Source organism: Paraburkholderia kirstenboschensis, assembly GCF_032806925.1.
In the GTDB taxonomy this organism is placed as follows: Bacteria; Pseudomonadota; Gammaproteobacteria; order Burkholderiales; family Burkholderiaceae; genus Paraburkholderia; species Paraburkholderia kirstenboschensis.
This window is the reverse complement of record NZ_CP136513.1, coordinates 3944206-3964242: the sequence shown is the minus strand read 5'-3', so window position 1 is coordinate 3964242 and position 20037 is coordinate 3944206. Positions and strand designations below refer to the sequence as shown.

Here is a 20037-nt window from a genome sequence, read left to right as displayed (position 1 = left end):
GCGGCCACTACGAATCGACACCGACGATCACACTCGATGCCTTGAAGATCGCCGTCGCCGCTTTGCCTGCCGCGAGGCCCAGGCGCTCGGCACTGTCGTTGGTCACGACCGCGGCGATCTGCGCGCCGCCCCCGCCGATGATCACCTCCGAATTGACCGCACCTTTCGTTACTGCCGTCACGGTCCCCGCGATGCAGTTGCGCGCCGACACCTGATTCTTCGCTACGTCGATCATCACGATAATCGAAGACGCCTTCACCAGCGCGAAGGCTTTCTTGCCTGCGGCGAGACCAAGCGCCGTTGCGCTGCCGTGCGTGATGATCGCGACGATTTCGAGTCCGTCAGCGGTGCGCAGCGTGACTTCGTCGTTTACGGCGCCGTGCGTGACTGTTATCACTTCGCCGGCAAACTGGTTGCGTGCGCTCGTTTGCATGTCGTGCTCCTTTGGTTCAACGCACGAGGCGTTGGACGCGTTCGTTTGCTGATCGATCAAGTGTAATGGAACGCGCGACGCCGTATCATCGTGCCCTTGGACATACTTCGCCGAACTCATGCCTGTAGCCGTCTCTTTCCGCATCGCTCGCCTGTGGCCGAACGCCGCGCGCACCGTCGTATTTTCCGTGGCTCTCGCTTCGCTTGCGGCGCTTGCCGCGTGTAGCAATCCGTCGCAGACACGCGATGCGCACGTTACCGCCGATACGATTACGCTTTTTCCGCTCGCCGCCTATGATCAGGACGTCGATCACTGGCTCGATCCGTCCAGCCCCGGTTACGACCAGGCGTTCCTGAGCGCCGCCGACCAGCAGGCGCACTTCCGGGCGCTCTATGCACGCTACTTCGGCACCGGCACGAATGCGCCGTCGCCGTGGAATTCCGCGTACGTCGCCATGCGAGTCTACCGCCAGCAAGGCGCGGATATTGTCGCGTTGCAGCAGCGCCGCATCGCCAGCTTCGACAATAGCGGCAAGAGCGGCGCGGCCATGGGTTATGGCGAGAACTTCCGCCCGCACGACAAGGCGTGGATCGACGCCATCGCGCGGAACATGAACGTCGCGCAGTTCACCGAGGCGCCGGTCTATCAGCCCACACGGCGCGCAATCGCAACGACCAACCTCATGGTGCGCGAACTGCCGACCTCCGACCCGTCGTTTTACAGTCATCGTCTGGCTGGCGAAGGCTATCCGTTCGACAACCTGCAGATCTCCGCGGTGCGGCCGGGCACGCCGTTGTATGTGCTGGGCGCGAGCGTCGACGGCGCATGGCGTTATGTGCAGACGCCGGACGTGCAGGGCTGGGTGCGCAGCGACGGCGTGGGTATGGCGAGCGAGCGATTTGTCGATACATGGCGCGCAGCGACGGCGAAATCGCTCGGCGCGGTGATCGCTGCTTCCGCGCCGGTGCGCGATAGCCACGGCGTGTTCCGCTTCGATGCACCTGCCGGCACGCTGTTGCCATTGATCGCGCGCTCGTCGGTCAATGCGGTGCACGGCGCGAAGACAAGGCCGGCGGCTGACGGTGTCGCTAGCGGTGGTGGCGCTGCGAATGACCTGAACGTGGACGCGGATGCCAACGCTGATCCCAACGGGAATGCCGGTGCCGACGTTAGCGAACGTCGCGCAGTCGCCGACACGCCAGCTCCACGCGAAGTCCTCGTGCCCGCACGGGACGCAGAAGGCGACGCGCTCGTGCGCACAGCCGAGCTTAGCGACGCACAGATTGCACCGATGCCGCTCGCCGCCACGCCGCGCCATCTCGCGAAGCTGATCAAAGCGCTGATTGGCCGGCCTTACGGCTGGGGCAACAGCGGCCTCTACAACGACTGCTCGTCGGAATTGCAAAGCATCTTCGCGACCTTCGGCGTGTGGTTGCCGCGCCATTCGTCCACGCAGATGAGCGCCGGGCGCATGATCGATCTGTCCGCTTCGACGCCCGGACAACGCCTCGACTATCTGGCGCAACATGGCGTGCCGTTACGCACGCTGATTTATATCGGCGGGCATGTGATGCTTTACATCGGCAATACGACTCGCAACGGCGTCGCGGTCCCGGTCGTCTATCAGGATGTGTGGGGACTGCGTCCGGCTGACAACAGCCGGCGCGCGGTGATCGGCGGCTCCGTCATCCTGCCGCTTTTCGAGCACATTCCCGAAGATTCCACACTGCAGTCACTCGCGGCCACGCCGACATTCCAGATCAGCATACTCGGCGCGCCCGCCGGCGCGGCGGCGCCCTCGCCGGGGCCCGCAGTGGCGCCTGCGGCGCCTGCGGACGAAGACAATCCGGCGGGCTGAGGGCTGAGGGCTGAGGGCTGAGGGCTGAGGGCTGAGGGCTGAGGGCTGAAGGCTGAGGGCTGAGGGCTGAGGGCTGAGGGCTGAGGGCTGAGGGCTGACAAGAGACTTTCACGTATTAGAACGTTGGTCGGTCACGCGCACGTTCGTGCTGAAAAATATTTTTTACGGAGTGTCGATCCGGCGCTGACGTACTCGTCGTAACGTTGAGAGCCTGGCTGAAACAGTCGGACTTTCAATCCACGAACCTGTTACTTCAAGGAGTCGCCGTCATGACCAGCACTGCTGTCAAACCGATCCCGGACGGGATGCACTCGCTCACGCCATACCTGATCTGCGCAAACGCGGCCGAAGCCATCGCGTTCTATACGAAAGCCTTCAACGCCGTCGAACAGTTCCGGCTGCCGGGACCGGGCGGCAAGGTGATGCACGCGTGCCTGAAAATCGGCGATTCGATGCTGATGCTCACCGACGAATGGCCTGAACACCAGGCGTTCGGACCGAACCATCTGCAAGGCACGCCGGTGACGATTCATCACTATGTCGAAGATGTCGACGCCAGTTTCCAGCAAGCCGTCGATGCCGGCGCGACCGTCAAGATGGCTGTCGCCGACATGTTCTGGGGCGACCGCTACGGCCAGCTGAAAGACCCGTTCGGCCATAGCTGGTCGTTGGCCACGCACAAGCGCGATCTCAGCACCGAAGAAATCCAGCAGGCCATGGCCGCCATGAAGTAACCCACGGCGCGTCCGCTCAAAGAGGAGGAGACCGACATCCAGAAGATCGCGCCGTGTCTGTGGTTCGACGGGAATGCTGAAAAAGCGGCAAGCTTCTATACGTCTGTTTTTTCGGGGGCGCGCATTGTCACCACGATGCATTACACGGAGGCGGGCCCCGGACCCGAGGTGGCGTGCTGGCGATCACGTTCGAGATCGAAGGCCAGGAATTCATGGCGCTGAATGGCGGCCCGCAGTTTCCGTTCGCGCCGGCGATCTCTCTCTTTGTCCATTGCAGTTCGCAGGAAGAGATCGACAGCTATTGGGCGAAGCTTACGGACGGCGGCGCACCGTGGCAATGCGGCTGGCTGACGGACAGGTTCGGCGTCTCGTGGCAGATCGTGCCCGATGTGCTCGTGACCATGCTGCGCGATCCGGATACCGCCAAGGCGAATCGCGTGATGCAGGCGATGATGAGAATGGTGAAGCTCGATGTCGAAGGGTTGGAGCGGGCGTATCGGGGTGAGTAGTTTGAGTGGTGGGGTTGAAGCTTCGAATAACCCGCCCGCAGCGAACCGCCCACGCGGGCTGGACGGTTCACCTGGTTAAACGATGGCTGATAGAAGACCGCACCCGCACGTGGCGTCGCTGTGTAAACAGCGATTCACGATACAGATAAGGTGCCAGTACGGCTGACCAGTGAGCAGCCGCACTCCGCGCGGTGGCCGTGAAGGGCCACTGGCTTACCGCTGAAAATACTCGACTCATCACCTTCGGCGATCGGGTTGACGCCATGCTCCGTGCAGTCAACCAGATCACCCTGACGGGCGATGCCCTTTCCATCTACGCTATCGACGTCGGAGCCGGTGATGACCGTGCCGCCGTGAGGGGCCATTGTGTCGCCCACTACAATTACCTGCCGTGCCATTGTGTCTCCTCTGAATTTGATAATTCGGGTGGGTAAAGGGTGATCTTTTTACGCCGGGTGGGGCGGCGGCGTGACCGCCTTGGCTGCGTCGATCAGTGTCTGTTTGTTGCCGTCCCACTTCGGTAACGGTGCGGGGGGAAGTGGCAGTATCTTGTCAAGGTTTGGCAGCTTTAAACGACCGTCATAGTGTTCTAGAGCCCGGGCCAGCATGCTGTAGCGTTCGGCCCGCGCCTTGTCGATGTGGCCCGGCAAATTTCGGTCATTGGTTAGGTTGAAACCGTCGAACTCAGTGAATAGTGCGCTCGCGCATTTGGCACTGCCCAGTTTCACACCTTCGTGCAAGGCCTTGAGCGCGCGCAGTTTGGCCTCGGGAGTTCTCGGACGTGCGTAGACAAAACCCAACTCCGCAGCGGCGTCGCCATAACCCTGCGCCAACGCGCATTCGAGCATGGGCACTGCAACCGGCAGATTGCCCCAGAAGCCTTCGCTCGGATTATCGTAGGCCGCGTCCAGCTTTTCACCGAGGAATGCCTGCGCCGACGGACTGCCCATCTCGGCCGCGCGCTGGAAAAATGCATAGGCGCTCGTCGCATCGCCGCCCCGGACCATACCGTTCTGATGATAGGTGCCCATCACGTCGTACGCATCCGGAACGCCCAGTTGCATAGCTTTCTCGACCCAGCCGATCGCCCTCTCCGGGTCCTGGTCCCGGTCCGGCACGCCGGGGTAGCCACTGATAATCAGCGAGGCAAGATTGAGCATCGCCTTCCAGTGGTTGCGTTCCGCCGCGCGAAGATACAGTTCGTAGATCTTCGGGTAGTCCCGTTCCTTGTAATAGATATCCGGGCTGTCCAGCGCCAACGCCTGCTGGAACCAGGCTTCGGCCTGCGGATCAATGGCGGGCACATGCTGGTCCTGGTACACGCAGGTGAAGCTCTTGCGGTGCGGATCGAACAGCGGCAGTTTCTCGTAGCGCGGCTGGTTGGACATGGTGGCGGTCAGCTTGTCCGTCAGCGAGGTGAAGGGCCCTGCCTGCACGCTGGTAGCGTACAGGCAAAGGGCCGTGATCAGCAGGCGGCCGAGTCGGGCAACGGAGATCGAACCGGTTGTTTTCATACGAGTGCCGTATTGCTGGGTGACAGAAGGTTGACCGATGCGTGCATCGCTGTGGTGGCCCGGCGATCTTCGAACGGCAGCGGGAAACCTTTCGTGTTTTCAACGCCCTTCATTCGCATCACGAGGCTGTCCTTCATTTGCGTATTCCAATCCCTGGCAACGACGGCATCCGGCCCCGGCCTGCCGTGCCATCGCGTTTTCCTTTGAACCAGATAATGCCGAATAGATTAAAGAGTGATCTTTTTTAAGCCGGGTGCATCCGCGTCGGCGTTGGGGCTACCGAGGTAGGTCCACTGCACGCTTTCTGACGCGATGTCCAAGAGGTGCCCGCGTGGGTCCGGAAAGGACTGGCCCTGTTCAACAAACGTCTGTCGTTCCCACCGGTTGTACAGTGCTGCCAGTGGGTTGTCTGCCCGGATACGGCCTTCCCAGATGCCAGTCTGGGGGCAGCGTTGCATGCCGTTGCATTGCAGTTTCGATGCGGGCGGCGATACCTGTCGCAGTAGCCCCGCCCCGAGCATCCGTCTCAGGAAGACCTCACGCCCCGGAGGCAATGGGCGAGCTTCGCCGAGGTATTGCCACTGCACTTCTGCTGGTGAGAGCCATTCAAAGCGCGAAGCTTCAAAACGTTCACCGGTCTGGTAACGCTCCGGAAACTGTCCACGCGCATACGCCGGTTTTGCAGCGCCTGTCATCGACGGACTGTAGAGCGCGAGCCAGTAGCCGGTTTCGGGCACTGGCTGGTCTCCGGCGAGCGCATAAGGGCTCTGCGCGAGCGGCAACACCCCATGGCCTTCCGGCATGAATTCGCGCCCGTGCAACATTGCGCCTTGCTGTGCCTTGGGCGGCAGCGTGACCGCCTTGGCTGCGTCGATCAGTGTCTGTTTGTTGCCGTCCCACTTCGGCAGCGGTGCGGGGGGAAGTGGCAGCACCTTGTCCAGATTTGGAAGCTTCAGGCGGCCGTCATAAAACTCCAAGGCGTTGCCAATCTTGCTGTAGCGTTCCGCTCGTGCCTTGTCGATATAGCCAACGAGGTTGCTGCCATGGTTAAGGCCAAGACCCCGAAATTCCGGGGCTATGCTCTGTGCACATTTTGCACTACCGAGTTTCACCCCTTCATGCAAAACCTTGAGCGCACGAAGCTTGGCCTCCGGTGTATTCGGACGTGCATAGATTAAGCTCAGCTTTTCGCCTGCATCCCCGTAACCCTGTGCAAACGCGCATTCGAGCATCGGGACTGCGACAGCCAGATTGCCCCAGAAGCCTTCGCCCGGATTGTCGTAGGTGCCGGCCATCTTGTAACCAAGGAACGTCATCGCCGACGGACTGCCCATGTCGGCCGCGCGCTGGAAAAATGCATAGGCACTCGTCGCATCGCCGCCCCGGATCATACCGTTCTGGTGGTAGGTGCCCATCATGTCGTACGCATCCGGAACGCCCAGTTGCATCGCCTTCTCGACATAGCCGACCGCCCTCTCCGGGTCCTGTTCCGGCACGCCGGGGTAGCCACTGACAATCAGCGAGGCAAGATTGAGCATCGCCTTCCAATGGTTGCGTTCTGCGGCGCGAAGATACAGTTCGTAGATCTTCGGGTAGTCCCGTTCCTTGTAATAGATATCCGGGCTGTCCAGCGCCAGTGCCTGCTGGAACCAGGCTTCGGCCTGCGGATCAATGGCGGGCACATGCTGGTCCTGGTACACGCAGGTGAAGCTCTTGCGGTGCGGGTCGAACAGCGGCAGTTTCTCGTAACGCGGAAGATTAGACATGGTGGCGGTCAGCTTGTTGGTCAGTGATGTGAAGGGCCCCGCCTGCACGCTGGTGGCGTACAGGCAAAGGGCCGCGATCAGCAGGCGGCCGAGTCGGGCAACGGGGGTGGAACCGGTTGTTTTCATACGATTGCCGTATTGCTGTAGGACGGGAGCGTGACCGATGCGTGCATCGTTGTAGTGGCCCGGTGATCTTCGAATGGCAGCAGGAAACCCTGCATGTTCTTGTGCCCTGCAATCTGAATGTCATGATTTATAGCCATGTGCTTCCCCCAGTTTTCAAATACATCCGGCACTTGGGTCTGATCACCACTACCGGAAATACTGCCCCCCGAATGCAGTTCAAACACCCGCTGCCGCAGCCCGCTCGCCCACGCCTGCCCGGTCGCAGCAATGTTGATCTCGCTGTCCACCGCCATGCTGCGCTGGTTCAGGTTCGCGCTGCCCAGCGTCACGAACACATCGTCGATCAGCATCAGCTTCGAGTGAATGTAGATCTCGCGGTACGCCATCTTCCCGTTCGCATCCGCGCCACTGGTTCGTAACCGCGCCACGCTCACCTTCAACCCCAACGTGGCCTCCAACTGCTTCAGATCGGGACGGTTCAGGACCTTGTTGCCCTTTGGGCCCTCGTGCGCATCCGCGTAGTTCTGATCGAGCTTGCCGCGGTCCACGTACTTCCCCTGTTCTGGCATTGCGCTGCTCGCACCTAGTTCGGTCAGCATGTCGAACGTGCGCGGCACCATGCCGTCGTCCTCAGGATGCGGAATGACGATGAACAGATGCAACTGCGGAATCTCCGCCAGCGGCTGCCCAGCCCTGATGCATCCAGCGCAAAATGCCTCCCGATGACGCTTCAGCTGGCGGGCAAACTCCGGATAGAAGAAGTACTGATTCTCGATGTAGATGTAGTTGCGCGCGTAACTTGTGGCGTGGATGTACAGCTCCTTGATGGTCTTTTCGTGCTCGTGCGGTTGGGTGCGCACGATCTGCACGCGGTGCGCCGGGTTGGCAGGCAGCTTCGGTATGTTCGGCGGCAATACCGTCGGGTCGGCAGTGAGCCTCTGCTTCCCGGCGAACGTATTCCAGCCGTTCACGAAATTCTTGTGCAGTTGCTGCAGCGCCGGGCCGACGATGCGGCAGGCGTAGTCCTGATAGGGCTTGGTATGCCGGTAAGTCGCGGTACTGACCAGTTTCTGCGTGGCCGTTTCGTGCTTCCGTTCGTCGGTAGTCTTGCCGTCCGCCCAGGTTTCGCGCAGGGGATCGTCCAGCCGGTGCTCAGCGGTGTCCCAGAAATCGGTGACCGAATTTAGCCCCATCACGTAACCCACGGCCTTCCTGCCGCCGTCGTACGCGTAATCAATCAGTATCGGCTTCTGGTGATGCGTCGGATAATTTTTCAGCAGGCCTGTTTCATCAACGAGGTTAGCCCACTCATAAGCTGGCTTGTCCTCCTCATTCGTAAGCGCCTGGGTCACATCTGCTGCGGCAATGCTGCGCAAAACAATCTGCAGGCGCGGATTCTTCCCGCTTCCACGGCCATTGGGCAGATTACGCGCCCACCACGCGACGCAATCCTTGTTGCGTTCGGCGTTGTTATAAGGCGAGGATCCGCCTGCTAGTTTCGCTACAGGATTCCAACTGCCCTGATCGGTATAGCCGGGCATGTTGTTCTGTTTCGCCGACGCCACCTGGTCGTACCAGATCAGCAGTCTCACGGTCACCGGGTGATCTTTTCTGGTGGTGATGCGCTCGAGGATTTCACCATATGTCTCGCCCCGCTTCCACCGGTCTCCGTTGCGCACCAGCTCCATGCCCGGATCGAAGCCCCAGCAGATCAGGTCAACAGTCTCTTTCGCTTCCGACAGGTCCTTCGCAATGGAGGCGAAGCCCTCCTCGCCGCAGATCATGAAATCGAGCCGGTTGCCTTCCGTAATCGGCGCGAGCGGATTACCTTCCAGCAGCCATTGCACCGAGCCTTGCGCCGTTCTTCTTTGTTCATCGATGGCAACGTTTGCCGGGTTGTGGGTCTTCAGCGGGAAATGTGGCACGTCGTCTTCCTTGTCGATCTGTCTTGATGAAATGGCGCTCGGCCTTAAACGAGACGTTCACCGCGGTTGGTGCGGTAATCGGTATGATCAGGATTGCCATTGAGTGCATCACGCACATTGAGATCAAACTGACCACCGTTACTTAGCCTGACCCGGTAAGCGGATGTACCCGGCTGGTGGTCCTTGACCACAATGCGGCCGTATTCATCGGTGAGACCGTGGCCGATTTTCGCGTCGCCCTTGTAGAGTTCGTACGGTTCGTTCAGGTAACGATGCGCCTCACCAGCCAGGGCGCTCAGCGCAAAGTGCAGGTCCTCCCTCACTGGGGCCGTCATAGGCAACACCGGCTTTTCCTGGTTGTCCGGCCCCGTGAATGCACGGCTGGCCGCGTGAACGGCAAAGCCACCTGAAGTACCGCTCGTGATCTGTCCTGCGCTCCACCGGGTATAACTACCGCCGCCGTTGATCACCACTTCGTCCTTCGCGGTGATCGTGATCCGGTTGGCGGTGTGCGTGATGCTCAGCTTCGCCAGAATGTTGACGCTGTCTTTCAGCGCCTTCAGATCGATGTCCCCGCCGGCGGCAATCAGGTTCATGCCCGCCTTGACGCAGAACAGCCTGATCCCGTTCCTGATGCTTGCGAGCAGCCGTCCGCCAGCTGACACACTCACATGCTCGGCACTGGTCAACGCAATATGTTCACCGCTCGCAACATGTGTGGATCGTGCCGAGGTGGTCTCGATACCGGCAGGGCTGGCGAGAACCAGATGCGGCCTGGCCAGTTCGGGGAAGTGCCCTTCGTTGTTGCCGCCCGCCCCTCTGATTTCGTCGTTCTGCGCCTTGATGACCTTCGTGACATCGCTCTGATCTTTGTCCGGGTCCTGCGCCTGGTTCTGCTGCGCCAGTCCGGCCAGGGTTTCATGCTGCTCGCGCGCCTGCGTGAGCCGCTGCACCGTCTCGCCCATGTCCTTGGCGGGCGCCTCGGCACCGTCGCGCGTTTCCGTGGTGATGAGCAGGCCCTTGTTTGCCCGGATCACGCCGTGCGCGTCGGTGGCGATCTCGACACCCTCGCCGCGCGCCTGCTTGCGTCCCTCGCCGGGCACGATGCGTGTGTTGTAGCCCACCACCAGCCGGGAGTTCGACTGGTCACTCGTCACCTGCGCCTGCAACTCGCCCGGCGTGTCATCGGCGACAAACTGGTTCGACGCGCCCCCTTTCAGGCTGCGGCTACGCATGCCCGAAAGAATGTGGTTACCCTGCAACGGCCACGGCGGCATGTTGTTAGCGTTATAGGCCTGCCCGATGACGAACGGCCGGTCCGGGTCACCGTTGATGAAATCCACGATCACTTCCGTGCCCACACGCGGGACGCTGATGCTCCCGTGCCCGTTACCCGCCCATGGCGACATCACCCGCACCCAGCACGATGAGTTAGCGTCCCGGTTCGGTGACCTGTCCCAGCGGAATTTAAGCGTCACGCGACCATACGGTTCGGTGGACACGACGTTCCTGTCGAAGCCCGTCACCACGGCGGGTTGCGGGCCGGTCGTACGCGGCTTCGGGACCGTGCGCGCCGGGCGGAACACATTGGTCGCCGGCTGCACGGTGAACTCAGTGCGGAACCGGTAGACGCCCGAACCGGAGGATTGCGCCGTCTCCTCGGCGTCGAGCTTCGCGCGGATCACCATGTATTCCCGATTCGCCTTGCGGTACGGATGGTTCTCCAGATGGAAGCTCGTCCCGCACACGACATTGCGCACGCTGCCACGGCCCTCTGCCCGCTCGCCGCGCGCAAAGATTTCCTCGATGCGGATCTGCGCGAGCTTCGCCCCCTCGGCCGGGTCCGTGTAGTCGCCCGGCCACTCGTAGCGCGTCAGATCGTTGTCCACCGTCTCCTGCGGCTGGACCTTGCGAACCGCGAGATTCGCCTCCGGCTGCCTGAAGTCATAGTCGCTGGTTGTCCACACGCCTGACTGCAGCGTCTGCGCGATATCGAACGCGTCGATATACTCGGCGTCGATCTTGTGTCCCGGCGGGTAGTACGCGAGCGTGTGATACGCCTCGCTGTCCACCGGTCTGTGCGCGCCCACATGGTCCACGAACACCATCGTGTGGTGGGTTTGCGAATGTTCGAAGAACCAGTAGATGCCGTTTTCCTGCATCAGCCTCTGATGAAGGCGAAGTCCGTTTCGCCATACTGGACCTGGTAGTCGAGTGGCGGGTAGATCCGGCTGGTGCGCCAGGCACAGGTGTACCGGTAGGCCTGCAACACCTCGCGGATGATGTCTCTCACGTTCTTGCGCTGGAAAATCCGGTAGTCCGAGCGCTGGTCCGCCAGAAAGATCCACGGTTGCAGGGTGAACTGGTAGTGGCTGAGCCGGTCCTGCTGCCCGACAAAGCGCGCGCTCGTGACGATGCCGCTGATCTCACGCGTGCCGCTGCCGATATTCCGTGCCCACACGGGGCCCGACGACCGGCTGATTCCCTCAAGCTGGATGCTCACCGTCAGTTCGTTGCCGATCATGTCGCGCAGGTCGAGGTTCGCCGCGTCGTCGGCCAGCATGTCGAGGTCGTCCGGCGTCACCATGTCCAGCAGGTACGTATAGATTTCCGACAGGGCTTCCTCGCCGCGGATCGATCGGAGCACCAGTGCGGGCTCGCCCGACGGCGACCTGGGCAAGGCCGCACCGCTGGCTGTGATAGTGCGTTGGGTTGAGAACTTCAGCATACGTCTCCTTCGTCCAGAATGAGTTGATGCAGTGGCCGGCCATTCAGGCCGCGCTACGCGTGCCCATGCGCGGCGGCCACTGTGCGACGGGGCCGCGCTGTATCGAACGCATGGAGGTCTCCACGAAGGTATGCATCGAGACGTGTCGTGCGAGATAGTGCTCAAGGATCAGCCCGAGCAGATAAGGACTCTCACCGGCGAGGCCCGCTTCATCGACCGTGAGCGTGCAGCCGGTGCCGCAGCCGAAAACGGGTCCATCTGCGTCGGGCAGCCTGCGTGTGACCGTGAGCATCTCGACGCCCACGATGCCTTGCACCTGCTGCACGAAGCGAGGGTTGTCGCCGGTTGCGTACAGCAGGAGCAGTTCGCGCAGCCTCTGGCCGCTGGTGTCCTCCAGCGGCAGATAATTGAAGTTGAGCTGACGGACCAGCCGCCAGGCTGTGGCGCCTTGCGCAAGCGGTGCTTTCGGCGCGGTCGGCGCGCGGATCAGTCCAACGCTGCCGACCGGCGCGCTGACGACCGGAGTGAGATCGTCCACGCCGTTCACGTGCAGAAGACTGGGCAAATCACGATTGGTGACCCACACCTGCGCGCTGATGTACCGCATGTCGTCATGAGCAGGCGCACCGTGTGCGTCGACCAGCGACATCAGCATCTCGCCCGGCGCGTAGGCGGCGCGCGTCTGGTAGCGGCGCGTCAGGTCGCCGCCTTGCGCCGGCTCGCGGGTTGCCACGAAGTACCGTCCGGCAGTGTTTGTTTCGTTGTTCGCGAGCGGCTCGTACAGCGGATGGAACTGAAGTCCCGAAGATTTCCTGTCGACAAATCCGGACAACGCCGCGACTGAAAACACCTCGTAATCTTCGGGCGCGAGTGGATCAAAAAGCAGCGGCGCCGGTGTGTGATCGTCAGGCAGTCTGAGCCGATCTATCTTGACCGGAAACAGGTTGATGACAGGGGTGCAGAAGAGCGCAAAGTGAGACGCCTCGACCCGATTGCACAGGTCGCCTGCGGGGCGGTCGAGCAGCACGACGATCTCAACCTCCTGACCTTTGATCCGGCGCAGGCCCGCCTCGAGCCCGGTCAGCGTGAAGAACAGGAAGCGTTCGGGGCAGACCGCATATTCATGCAACAGGTTATGGCCGTGAAACTTCGGCCACACAAGCGGCAGCATCGCCTGGTCCGTGCCGAGTCCTTCATGCACGACGGCATCACGTCTGACAGCGTGCATTGGCTCGTGAACAGTCGCGAAACTACCCGGTGCCGCGAGCACGGATGCAATGCCCGCTGTATGCAGGAGTTCGAACAGTTGCGACGCGGTCTGCACGTCGCCCGCGAGATAGACCGGCAGGCGATCAAGCCCGCGCAGCCGGCCAACGGTGATGCTGCCGGTGGTTCGCAACCGCAGGCGCAATGCGCCGCGCACTTTCCGGTCGGGACGCACGTAACGGTCGAGCGCGGGGATATCGGGCGGAATGCCGGTCAGCCGGGCGCTAACGATTTCCAGCGGATACAGTGTGACGTCCTGTGTGCTGCGGAACTGGCATGGCGAGCCGCCTCCATCGGGCACGTCGGACGCAAACAGGCTGCCACGCGCAAGACAGACTCCGCCGGCAAGTTCGCCCTTCGCGTGATCAGGGTAAAGCCGTGCCACGCTCATCGATGGCGTGGGCGCCAGGTAGTTTGGATAGAGGCATTGCAGCAGCGGTCGCGTGAAGTCAGGGAACGCGGCATCCAGCTTCAGGCGCATGCGCGCAGCCATGAAGCTGAATGCCTCGATCAGCCGCTGAACGTAAACATCGCCGATCTCGCCCGCCTGCATGCCCAGACGCCGCGCGATTTTCGGATGCGCCTGCCCGAATTCAGCGGCGAGTTCCCGCAGATACAGTAGCTCTTCGTTGTAGTACGACAGCAGGTAGCCCTTGCCGGTATCGCGGCGTTGCCTGTATGGACTGTCGCGCTTCGTGAATCGCGTCGCGTAGTAATCCGCGTAGTAATCCGGTTCAAAGCGCATGCCGGTAATCGGCGCATTGGTGGGCGCATGCCCGAGCCATCCCGACCATCCCAGTCGCTGCGGCCCACCCAGTACCGCAGGCGGTGCGCCCTGTGGCTTGATGCGTAACTCCAGTTCCCAGCGGGAACCCCGTCCGGTAAATTCCGTCACGCATTCGACCAGCTTCGGCAGGTCCACACCCTGCGGCGTGAAGCGCAGGTAGGCGTCCATATCGAGCGGTCCCAGGATAATGCGGAACTTGTGCTGGCGATCCGGCACCTGCTCGCCGAGCATCGCCCCCATCGCCAGCGTTGACGACTCCACGGGCGCGCCGAGGTAGCTGTGGCTGGCCGGCGCGGTTTCCATCCAGTGAAAGACGTATTCCTCAATCGCGACGGGTACGCCGAAGTAGTGTTCGAGCGTCGCGCGCAAGTCCTCCGGATTGCGGCCTTCACGCACCAGGTGCGCGGATGCCGCCAGACGCGCATGCGCAGGAAACGGCTGATGAGCAATTTCGTCGACATCGTGACCCGTGAGGCTTGCGACGTAGAACGAAAACGCTTCATTGTCCGGCCGGTCGAGCCCCGCGGCAGCCTGGCCCGACGCCCACGCCCGATATAGCAGCGTCAGATAGCGGTGATGAAAGATATCGAGGAAATCAACCAGCGTCGGGTCGTGCCGGTTCTGCTCGCGCTCCCGCGCAATCTCGGTGACGTGAACGGGCAGCGGCCCGTTTGGCCCGAGCATGCCCAGACCCAGAAGCCGGATTTTCAGACGCCCGTTGACCGTGCGCACGTCGGCAATCTCGCGCGGCGCGAATGCGAGGCTTGGTGCCTGGCCGAGACGGAAGGGTTCTGCCTGCGGGCGCCGTGCAGTGCCGATTGGATCGATGCGGGGATCAGCACCAATGCGACGCAGCAGGGAAATAAATCCATAGCGCCAGGGTTCGGCCCGCAGTTGTTCGACGCTTTCTGGAGAAAGCGCCACGTCGGGCGCGGCCGGGTCGAAAGGTGTGCGACTCATCAGGCTTCGTCGCGCGCGCTCATATGCAAGCAACGGACGGCGCGTTCACGCAGACGGGGCGCTTCAACGGTGCAGCAATCGGCGGGATGAGAATGCACGATGCGACAGATCTGTCCGGGCACGTGCCCTGCCGCTGCCCGGGCATTCGGGCTCCCGTGGTGTGCGTCGCTCATCGCCATAGCCGTCCCTTGCTGGATTCCTGACCCCTGATTATGAGCAGGCCAAGTTCATCCGGGTATCAGACCAGCACCGGACGCCTACCGGATTTACCGGAAAAGCATGCGGAAAATTCAGATTGCGATGCCGCGTCGCCATCGTTGGCCATAACTATCGCCACGAGGCATTTGCGTATGAACGGCAGAAAAAATAGCCCGCGCGAGGCGGGCCGAATAGCCATGCGTCAACAGGTGTATGTCAACGGAGGCTGAGAGTTAGAAACCATGTAAGGACGCCGGTCTACGTTACCGGCGGGCAACTCTAACTAACACCCTCAAGCCGCCGCGGCCTGCAGCACCGCGTCAACCTGCTCTCCGCCCAACGCGTCGAGCAAGTCGCCCAGCATGCGATCGAGCTCCGCAGTCATCAGCGTGAAGTCCGAGTCGAAGCGTTCGTCGTCATTCTGCGCGGTCGGGTCGCTCGCTTCTTTCAGCACGTCGAGCGGAGCAATGCGCTTGATCGTCAGCGAAGGCGTCAGTACGAACGACACCCTATCGTTCCACGTCATCGCAAGCCGCATGCATTGCTTGCCGGCCTCGATATGACGGCGCATATCTTCGGCGTCCAAAGTATGTCCCACGTAACGCACCGTCGCGTTGCCTTCCGCCGGCGAACGCAACTCGGTGTCCTGATCGAGCGTGAAACCAGCGGGCCCCTCGCCCGACAGCAGCCAATCCGTCATGGCCGCAACCGGCGATTGTGTGACACGCACGGTACCGAGCGGCAACTGATCGATTGACTTCACCAGCAGCCCGCGCACTTCGTCGGCGACCGCTTGCGACGCTGCGTCGATGACCAGCCAGCCGTTGCGGCAATCGATCCACACGCGCGTATCGCGGCGAATGCTGAAAGCGCGCGGCAATAGTTCGTCGGTAACCTGCTCCTTGAGTTCGCGCATCTGTTTGCGGCCGGGCTTGAAGCCCTGTTGCTCTTCCAGTTCGGCGGCGCGCGCCTTCGTGACTTGCGTGACAACCGAAGCCGGCAGCAGTTTCTTTTCGGTGCGAAACGTGAGCAGCAATTGCCCATTGAGCGCATACACAAGCGAATCATTGTCGCGAGGAGACGCCCAGCCGAGGCTTTGCATCTCGACACTATTGCCGGGCGCAAAAGCATGAGGCGCGAGCCACTTCTGCATCTGTTCGGGGGTGATGGACCACGGCGCGGGAAGGCGGTGCAACTGAAGGTTTTTGAACCACATGGGCAGAGTCGAGTACGGGCAAAGCGCACCATTCTATCTCTATATGGCACGTCGCCCGACATGCCAGTGATCTCGTCGGCGAGGGGCGCCGGCGTCGACGGCACACACGCGGCACGCGGCGGGACTGCGCGCATGCCGCACCCTCTGCCCGCAGCATGAATTCGGCACACAAGGGGACCAGCGTTTAGCGATCTACGCAACCGCCTCGCAGTCACAGTTACGGCTCACCGAGGCGTTGCCCCCTTCTCGCTCAACAGCCTCGAGGCCACTTCGAGCATCCGCTGGTTCGCGCTCGCGGGCGCAAAACTGGCGACCTTTTGCAGTGCCGCTTGCACGAGGCTACGGCGCAGTTCGGTCTCGGTGAGAAGACGTTCCATGGCCAGCGCCATCGCGTCGACATCGCCCGGCGGCACTAACAGGCCGGCTTTGCCGCCCTCCAGCAGATCGCGGGGTCCGGTCGGGCAATCGGTCGATAGAACCGGCGTGCCGAGCGCCATGGCCTCGCCGAGGACCATGCCGAACCCCTCGTAGCGGCTGCTCAGCACTAGCAGTTCCGCCTGCCTGATATAGGGCGAAGGGTTCGCACAAAAACCCAGGAAATGCACCGACGAGGCGATCCCCAATTCGTGCGCGAGCTGCTCCAGCTCTCCTCGGTCCCGCCCCTCGCCGATCAGCACCAGCGCCGCGTTGCAGCGCCCACGCTCGCGTAACCGCGCGTAGGCTCGCAGCAGCGTCTTATGGTCCTTCTGACCTTCGTCCAGACGCGCCACCGACACGATGAACGAGTCAGCCGGACGTTCGATCTGCTCGGACGCCGCGCGCCGCAACGCCTCGACGTCGATCACATTCGGCAACTCGATAACGTCCACACGGCTTGTCGCGAAAAGGTCGCGCGCTTCGCGCAGCATGGCTGGCGTCAGCACGGCCACCGCGGAGTAACGTGAAAAATGCCTGACACGGCGGGCGACGTAACGCTCGCTCTTGTTGCCAAGCCGTGCGGCGAGGCTGAAGTGGCTCACGCCAATCCACGGCACGCCGCAACTGCCTGCCAGATGACGCAGCGAGAAATCGAAGTCGCAAACCAGGTCGTGCTGGCTCGCGAGGCGCCGCATGCGCCGCGCCGCTAGCGGCCGGATCGCGCCGTAGGTCAGCGCCTTGTGCAACAGCTTCGCGCCGAGGCCCAGTTTGCGCCGGCGCGCTTCCTGATGCAGCGCGACCATCCATTTCGATGAAGCGAGTACATGGACATCGACGTCGTCGGGAATGGAATGCGCGCGCCAGAAGGCCAGGTCGTCGGTCGGATAGGCCACCGAGAGGCTCGGCGCGAACAGGCGGCGGTCCAGTGTCTTGAGCCACGACAGCAGCGCCGTCTCGGTGCCGCCCTTACCGAAGTCGTTGATATGAAACAGAATGCGCAGCGGCGCGCGGTCGGTTTCTGCGGCCTGCAATGTCTCGCTCATCACCGCCCTTTCTCACCCAGCTTGACGGTCTGCGATTCGCGCAGCGGTTCCGCCCGCCCGGCCGTGGACAACGTGTGCTCGGCCCGTCGCGACGACCCGGTCGAAGCTCTGCCATGCTCCGCGTAACCCAGCAAGAGGCCCGCGAACGACCAGAACGCCAGCATGGTCGTCTGCCACATGAAATCATCGGTCATGTTCTTCGCGATCATGCCGGCCACCAGCGCCACGCCTGCGGCGCATAACCACGGTTCCACTCGCTGATACCGCCAGAATCGCCCAACCAGGCTCAGCAACAGCCCCGTCTGCAGCACGACGCCAATGAAGCCGGTCTGCAGCCACGTGTTGATGAACAGGTTGTGCGCATGCGTCAGCGCTTGCGGTTCGGCCGCCAGCAAAGCGGGCGGCATTGCATTGCGATAGACCATGCCCGGCAGTGGCTTGCCGATACCTATGCCGGCCCAGGCGTGATGCTTGGCCTCGCCGACATAGAACGCCCACAACTTCGGGCGCGTATCGGCCGATACCGTATCGCCGATGGCCGACAGTGAGCCCGGCACATAGACCTGATGACCGTCGATCACGACGTCGCGCGCCTGCGGGATCTCGGGCGCGGCACCGCTCGTGCGCAAACGGGAACTGAGTTCGAGCGTGCCGACGCCGGCTGCACCCACCACGGCAATGGCCAGCACCGCGAGCATGGGGCGGCGCCGATACAGCGGAAATAGCGCGACGAGAAGCGTCACGGCGGCGGCCGGCCAGAAAAAACGGTTGAGCGTCGCGAGCCCGATAAAGAGGCACAGCACAATGCCGCTCGCGCCGACCACGCGCCAGCGAGGACGCAGCAGGAAGCCCGCGAAGAGCGCCATCGAAAATACCGCAAGCGTGCTGGTATGACCGACGCGGTTATAAAAGTGCAGCGGGAAGGTGTTGGCCGTAGGCGGTTGCAGATGCCCCCAGTTGAGCGCGCTGATCGCGGCGAGCGCAAGGCACGCAAGCCAGTTGACGGCGACCACGGGCTCGGGTCGCCGCAGTTGGCTGCCGAACAGCCAGAAACCCCAGAAGGACACCAGCGGATAGAGCACCTCGTCGCACCACGCGTGCAGACTCACCATCGGATATGGAGACCAGGCCACTGAAGCGAGGCTCCACCCCGCCCACCCGGCGACCGGCAGCAGCAGCGGCCAACGCGGCAGCGGCGGACGGTCCGCCGAAAAGGCAGCCGCCGCCACGCCAAGCGCAAGCAACACGAGCGCGTTGAAGACGATCGCCGTCATGTGGCCGAACATCACCACGAACAGCAAGACCGGACAGGCAACCCAAAACAGGCGCTCCACTCGCGCAGCCGTGTGAGTCATTACACTTTCACCAGGATATTTTGCAAAACGTTGAATACCGACTCGACCGTGAGTTGGCCCATGCACTCGGAGTGGTCGCCGCGCCATGCCACGCAGGTCGTCTCGTTGCGATCGCAGCGCCGCACCCATGCTACCTTGCGGCGGAAGATAAAAGGCTGATCGCGGCACGGCATGTCGGCAATGGTGAGCGGCACGAACGGGACCTCGCGCCAGTAGCGTCCGGCGCCATGAATCTGCGCGTTGCCCGGCCCGAAGAGCGCAAGCGTAGGCACCCCGATCAGGCGCCCGAGATGTGCGACGCCGGTGTCGGGGCAAACCACCGCCTCTGCGCCGGCAAACAGATGCCACAACTCGCCGAGGCCGAGGCGAGCCGCCAGATTTGGATGACGCGCTTGCGGGTCGATCGCGCGGATCAGATCGCCTTCGCCTGGACCGCCGGTCCACACCGGCAGATAGCCGAGCGCTTCGACTCGCTGCGCCAGCTCGGACCAGCGCGCATCCGGCCAGCGCTTGACGCCCGTACTCGCGCCCGGATGAAGCACCACATAACGTTTTGTGAACTGCGCCTGCTCGGGCAACGCGAGATGCGGCGGCGCCGGCCAGTCGGCGGGCCGGTAGGCGCGCGGAGGCGGCCCTTCGATCAGTTGCGCGGCGAGGTCGGCCCAGGCCTCGGGCGCATCGGGGTATGGCACGCTCCGGTCGAGTGGCCAGTTCTTCCAGGCGGGCTTGTCGCCGGAGTGTCCGACGATCCACCGGCAGCCGGCCGCGAGCGCGAGCCAGCTATAGCGGTTATCGCCGAGCACGAGGCCAAGGTCGTAAGGTCCGGAAAGCAAAATGTTCCGCACGGACTCTGGATCGCGCGGATCGAACGGCAACGCGCTAACGCCGAAAGGCCGCCCGGCATATAGCGGCACTATGGCTTTCGGGCAGGCCAGAAGAATGTCCGCTTGCGGATATTGCGCACGTAACTTGGCGAGCAGCGGCGTAAGCAGCAGCGTATCGCCGAGCAGAAGATGATGCGCAATCAGGATACGGCGCGTGCTCTGCGGCTCGCGGCGCAAAGGCTTGACGAGCAGTCGCGGAATAGCCGACCTGAAGATATGAAGACGCCCGGCAAGCCGACTCATAGGCTCATCGGCGCGTTTGTTTCCGCCGCGATCTTGCTGTACGCCGATACCCGGCGCGAGGTCGCGTTCGCCATG

Annotated in this window: 13 protein-coding genes and 4 pseudogenes; 3 read left to right on the top strand and 14 right to left on the bottom strand. The window is 62.5% G+C overall.

The genetic code is table 11. The features are described 5' to 3' along the window. Positions 1 to 7: 7 nt before the first annotated feature. Complete coding sequence (locus RW095_RS40420) at positions 8 to 433, bottom strand: TOBE domain-containing protein (RefSeq protein WP_317021142.1); 426 nt, start codon at positions 431 to 433, stop codon at positions 8 to 10. A 118-nt stretch (positions 434 to 551) separates the two neighbouring features. On the opposite strand from RW095_RS40420, the gene RW095_RS40415 reads away from it, so the two are divergent. From RW095_RS40415 to RW095_RS40405, 3 genes and pseudogenes are all read left to right on the top strand, one after another. Beyond that, entirely contained in the window at positions 552 to 2291 is a 1740-nt protein-coding gene (locus RW095_RS40415; protein ID WP_317021141.1) for an SH3 domain-containing protein, read from the top strand. 269 nt (positions 2292 to 2560) lie between these two features. Further along, complete coding sequence (locus RW095_RS40410) at positions 2561 to 3025, top strand: VOC family protein (RefSeq protein WP_128592381.1); 465 nt, start codon at positions 2561 to 2563, stop codon at positions 3023 to 3025. 36 nt (positions 3026 to 3061) lie between these two features. Then, positions 3062 to 3534 (top strand): annotated as a pseudogene (locus tag RW095_RS40405) (VOC family protein). A 134-nt stretch (positions 3535 to 3668) separates the two neighbouring features. Here the strand turns inward: RW095_RS40405 and RW095_RS40400 are convergent. The 13 genes and pseudogenes from RW095_RS40400 to RW095_RS40340 all read right to left on the bottom strand — a co-directional run bounded on the left by RW095_RS40400 (position 3669) and on the right by RW095_RS40340 (position 19962). After that, complete coding sequence (locus tag RW095_RS40400) at positions 3669 to 3932, bottom strand: PAAR domain-containing protein (protein WP_317021140.1); 264 nt, start codon at positions 3930 to 3932, stop codon at positions 3669 to 3671. A gap of 51 nt (positions 3933 to 3983) precedes the next feature. After that, a pseudogene (locus tag RW095_RS40395) lies at positions 3984 to 4922 on the bottom strand (DUF6396 domain-containing protein); the annotation flags it as partial. A gap of 122 nt (positions 4923 to 5044) precedes the next feature. After that, on the bottom strand, positions 5045 to 5185 hold the full coding sequence (locus tag RW095_RS40390; protein ID WP_317021138.1) for a hypothetical protein: 141 nt from the start codon (positions 5183 to 5185) through the stop codon (positions 5045 to 5047). A gap of 90 nt (positions 5186 to 5275) precedes the next feature. Next, the gene (locus tag RW095_RS40385; protein ID WP_394365182.1) at positions 5276 to 6940 is read right to left on the bottom strand and encodes a tetratricopeptide repeat protein; all 1665 of its coding nucleotides are present in this window, start codon (positions 6938 to 6940) and stop codon (positions 5276 to 5278) included. Continuing rightward, positions 6937 to 8865 carry a phospholipase D-like domain-containing protein gene (locus tag RW095_RS40380; RefSeq protein WP_317021137.1) on the bottom strand — a complete coding sequence of 643 codons (1929 nt, stop codon included), beginning with the start codon at positions 8863 to 8865 and terminating at the stop codon, positions 6937 to 6939. The genes RW095_RS40385 and RW095_RS40380 overlap by 4 nt, the downstream gene beginning before the upstream one ends. A 44-nt stretch (positions 8866 to 8909) precedes the next feature. Further along, positions 8910 to 9830, bottom strand: a complete 921-nt coding sequence (locus tag RW095_RS40375) for a DUF2345 domain-containing protein (protein WP_317022852.1) — start codon at positions 9828 to 9830, stop codon at positions 8910 to 8912. Next, a pseudogene (locus tag RW095_RS40370) lies at positions 9825 to 11452 on the bottom strand (type VI secretion system Vgr family protein); the annotation flags it as partial. The pseudogene RW095_RS40370 and the gene RW095_RS40375, both read right to left, overlap by 6 nt. A gap of 184 nt (positions 11453 to 11636) precedes the next feature. Then, a complete protein-coding gene (tssF, locus tag RW095_RS40365) occupies positions 11637 to 13505 on the bottom strand; it encodes a type VI secretion system baseplate subunit TssF (RefSeq protein WP_317022850.1) in 1869 nt (622 codons plus the stop codon). A gap of 36 nt (positions 13506 to 13541) precedes the next feature. Next, positions 13542 to 14606 (bottom strand): annotated as a pseudogene (tssG, locus tag RW095_RS40360) (type VI secretion system baseplate subunit TssG); the annotation flags it as partial. Between the two features lie 490 nt (positions 14607 to 15096). Then, positions 15097 to 16020, bottom strand: coding sequence for a recombination-associated protein RdgC (locus RW095_RS40355; protein ID WP_317021136.1), 924 nt, complete (start codon positions 16018 to 16020; stop codon positions 15097 to 15099). 224 nt (positions 16021 to 16244) lie between these two features. Beyond that, on the bottom strand, positions 16245 to 17480 hold the full coding sequence (locus RW095_RS40350; RefSeq protein WP_317021135.1) for a glycosyltransferase: 1236 nt from the start codon (positions 17478 to 17480) through the stop codon (positions 16245 to 16247). Continuing rightward, on the bottom strand, positions 17480 to 18835 hold the full coding sequence (locus RW095_RS40345; protein ID WP_317021134.1) for an O-antigen ligase family protein: 1356 nt from the start codon (positions 18833 to 18835) through the stop codon (positions 17480 to 17482). The genes RW095_RS40350 and RW095_RS40345 overlap by 1 nt, the downstream gene beginning before the upstream one ends. Beyond that, positions 18835 to 19962 carry a glycosyltransferase family 9 protein gene (locus RW095_RS40340; protein WP_317021133.1) on the bottom strand — a complete coding sequence of 376 codons (1128 nt, stop codon included), beginning with the start codon at positions 19960 to 19962 and terminating at the stop codon, positions 18835 to 18837. The genes RW095_RS40345 and RW095_RS40340 overlap by 1 nt, the downstream gene beginning before the upstream one ends. Positions 19963 to 20037 lie beyond the last annotated feature (75 nt).

What these genes read in the sequence shown, in the direction of transcription:
- RW095_RS40415 (WP_317021141.1), top strand. Translation starts at nt 552, where the DNA reads ATGCCTGTAGCCGTCTCTTTCCGCATCGCTCGCCTGTGGCCGAACGCC.
- RW095_RS40340 (WP_317021133.1), bottom strand. Translation starts at nt 19,962, where the DNA reads ATGAGTCGGCTTGCCGGGCGTCTTCATATCTTCAGGTCGGCTATTCCG.
- RW095_RS40375 (WP_317022852.1), bottom strand. Translation starts at nt 9,830, where the DNA reads ATGGGCGAGACGGTGCAGCGGCTCACGCAGGCGCGCGAGCAGCATGAA.
- RW095_RS40355 (WP_317021136.1), bottom strand. Translation starts at nt 16,020, where the DNA reads ATGTGGTTCAAAAACCTTCAGTTGCACCGCCTTCCCGCGCCGTGGTCC.
- RW095_RS40350 (WP_317021135.1), bottom strand. Translation starts at nt 17,480, where the DNA reads ATGAGCGAGACATTGCAGGCCGCAGAAACCGACCGCGCGCCGCTGCGC.
- RW095_RS40345 (WP_317021134.1), bottom strand. Translation starts at nt 18,835, where the DNA reads ATGACTCACACGGCTGCGCGAGTGGAGCGCCTGTTTTGGGTTGCCTGT.
- RW095_RS40390 (WP_317021138.1), bottom strand. Translation starts at nt 5,185, where the DNA reads ATGAAGGACAGCCTCGTGATGCGAATGAAGGGCGTTGAAAACACGAAA.
- RW095_RS40410 (WP_128592381.1), top strand. Translation starts at nt 2,561, where the DNA reads ATGACCAGCACTGCTGTCAAACCGATCCCGGACGGGATGCACTCGCTC.
- RW095_RS40420 (WP_317021142.1), bottom strand. Translation starts at nt 433, where the DNA reads ATGCAAACGAGCGCACGCAACCAGTTTGCCGGCGAAGTGATAACAGTC.
- RW095_RS40385 (WP_394365182.1), bottom strand. Translation starts at nt 6,940, where the DNA reads ATGAAAACAACCGGTTCCACCCCCGTTGCCCGACTCGGCCGCCTGCTG.
- RW095_RS40400 (WP_317021140.1), bottom strand. Translation starts at nt 3,932, where the DNA reads ATGGCACGGCAGGTAATTGTAGTGGGCGACACAATGGCCCCTCACGGC.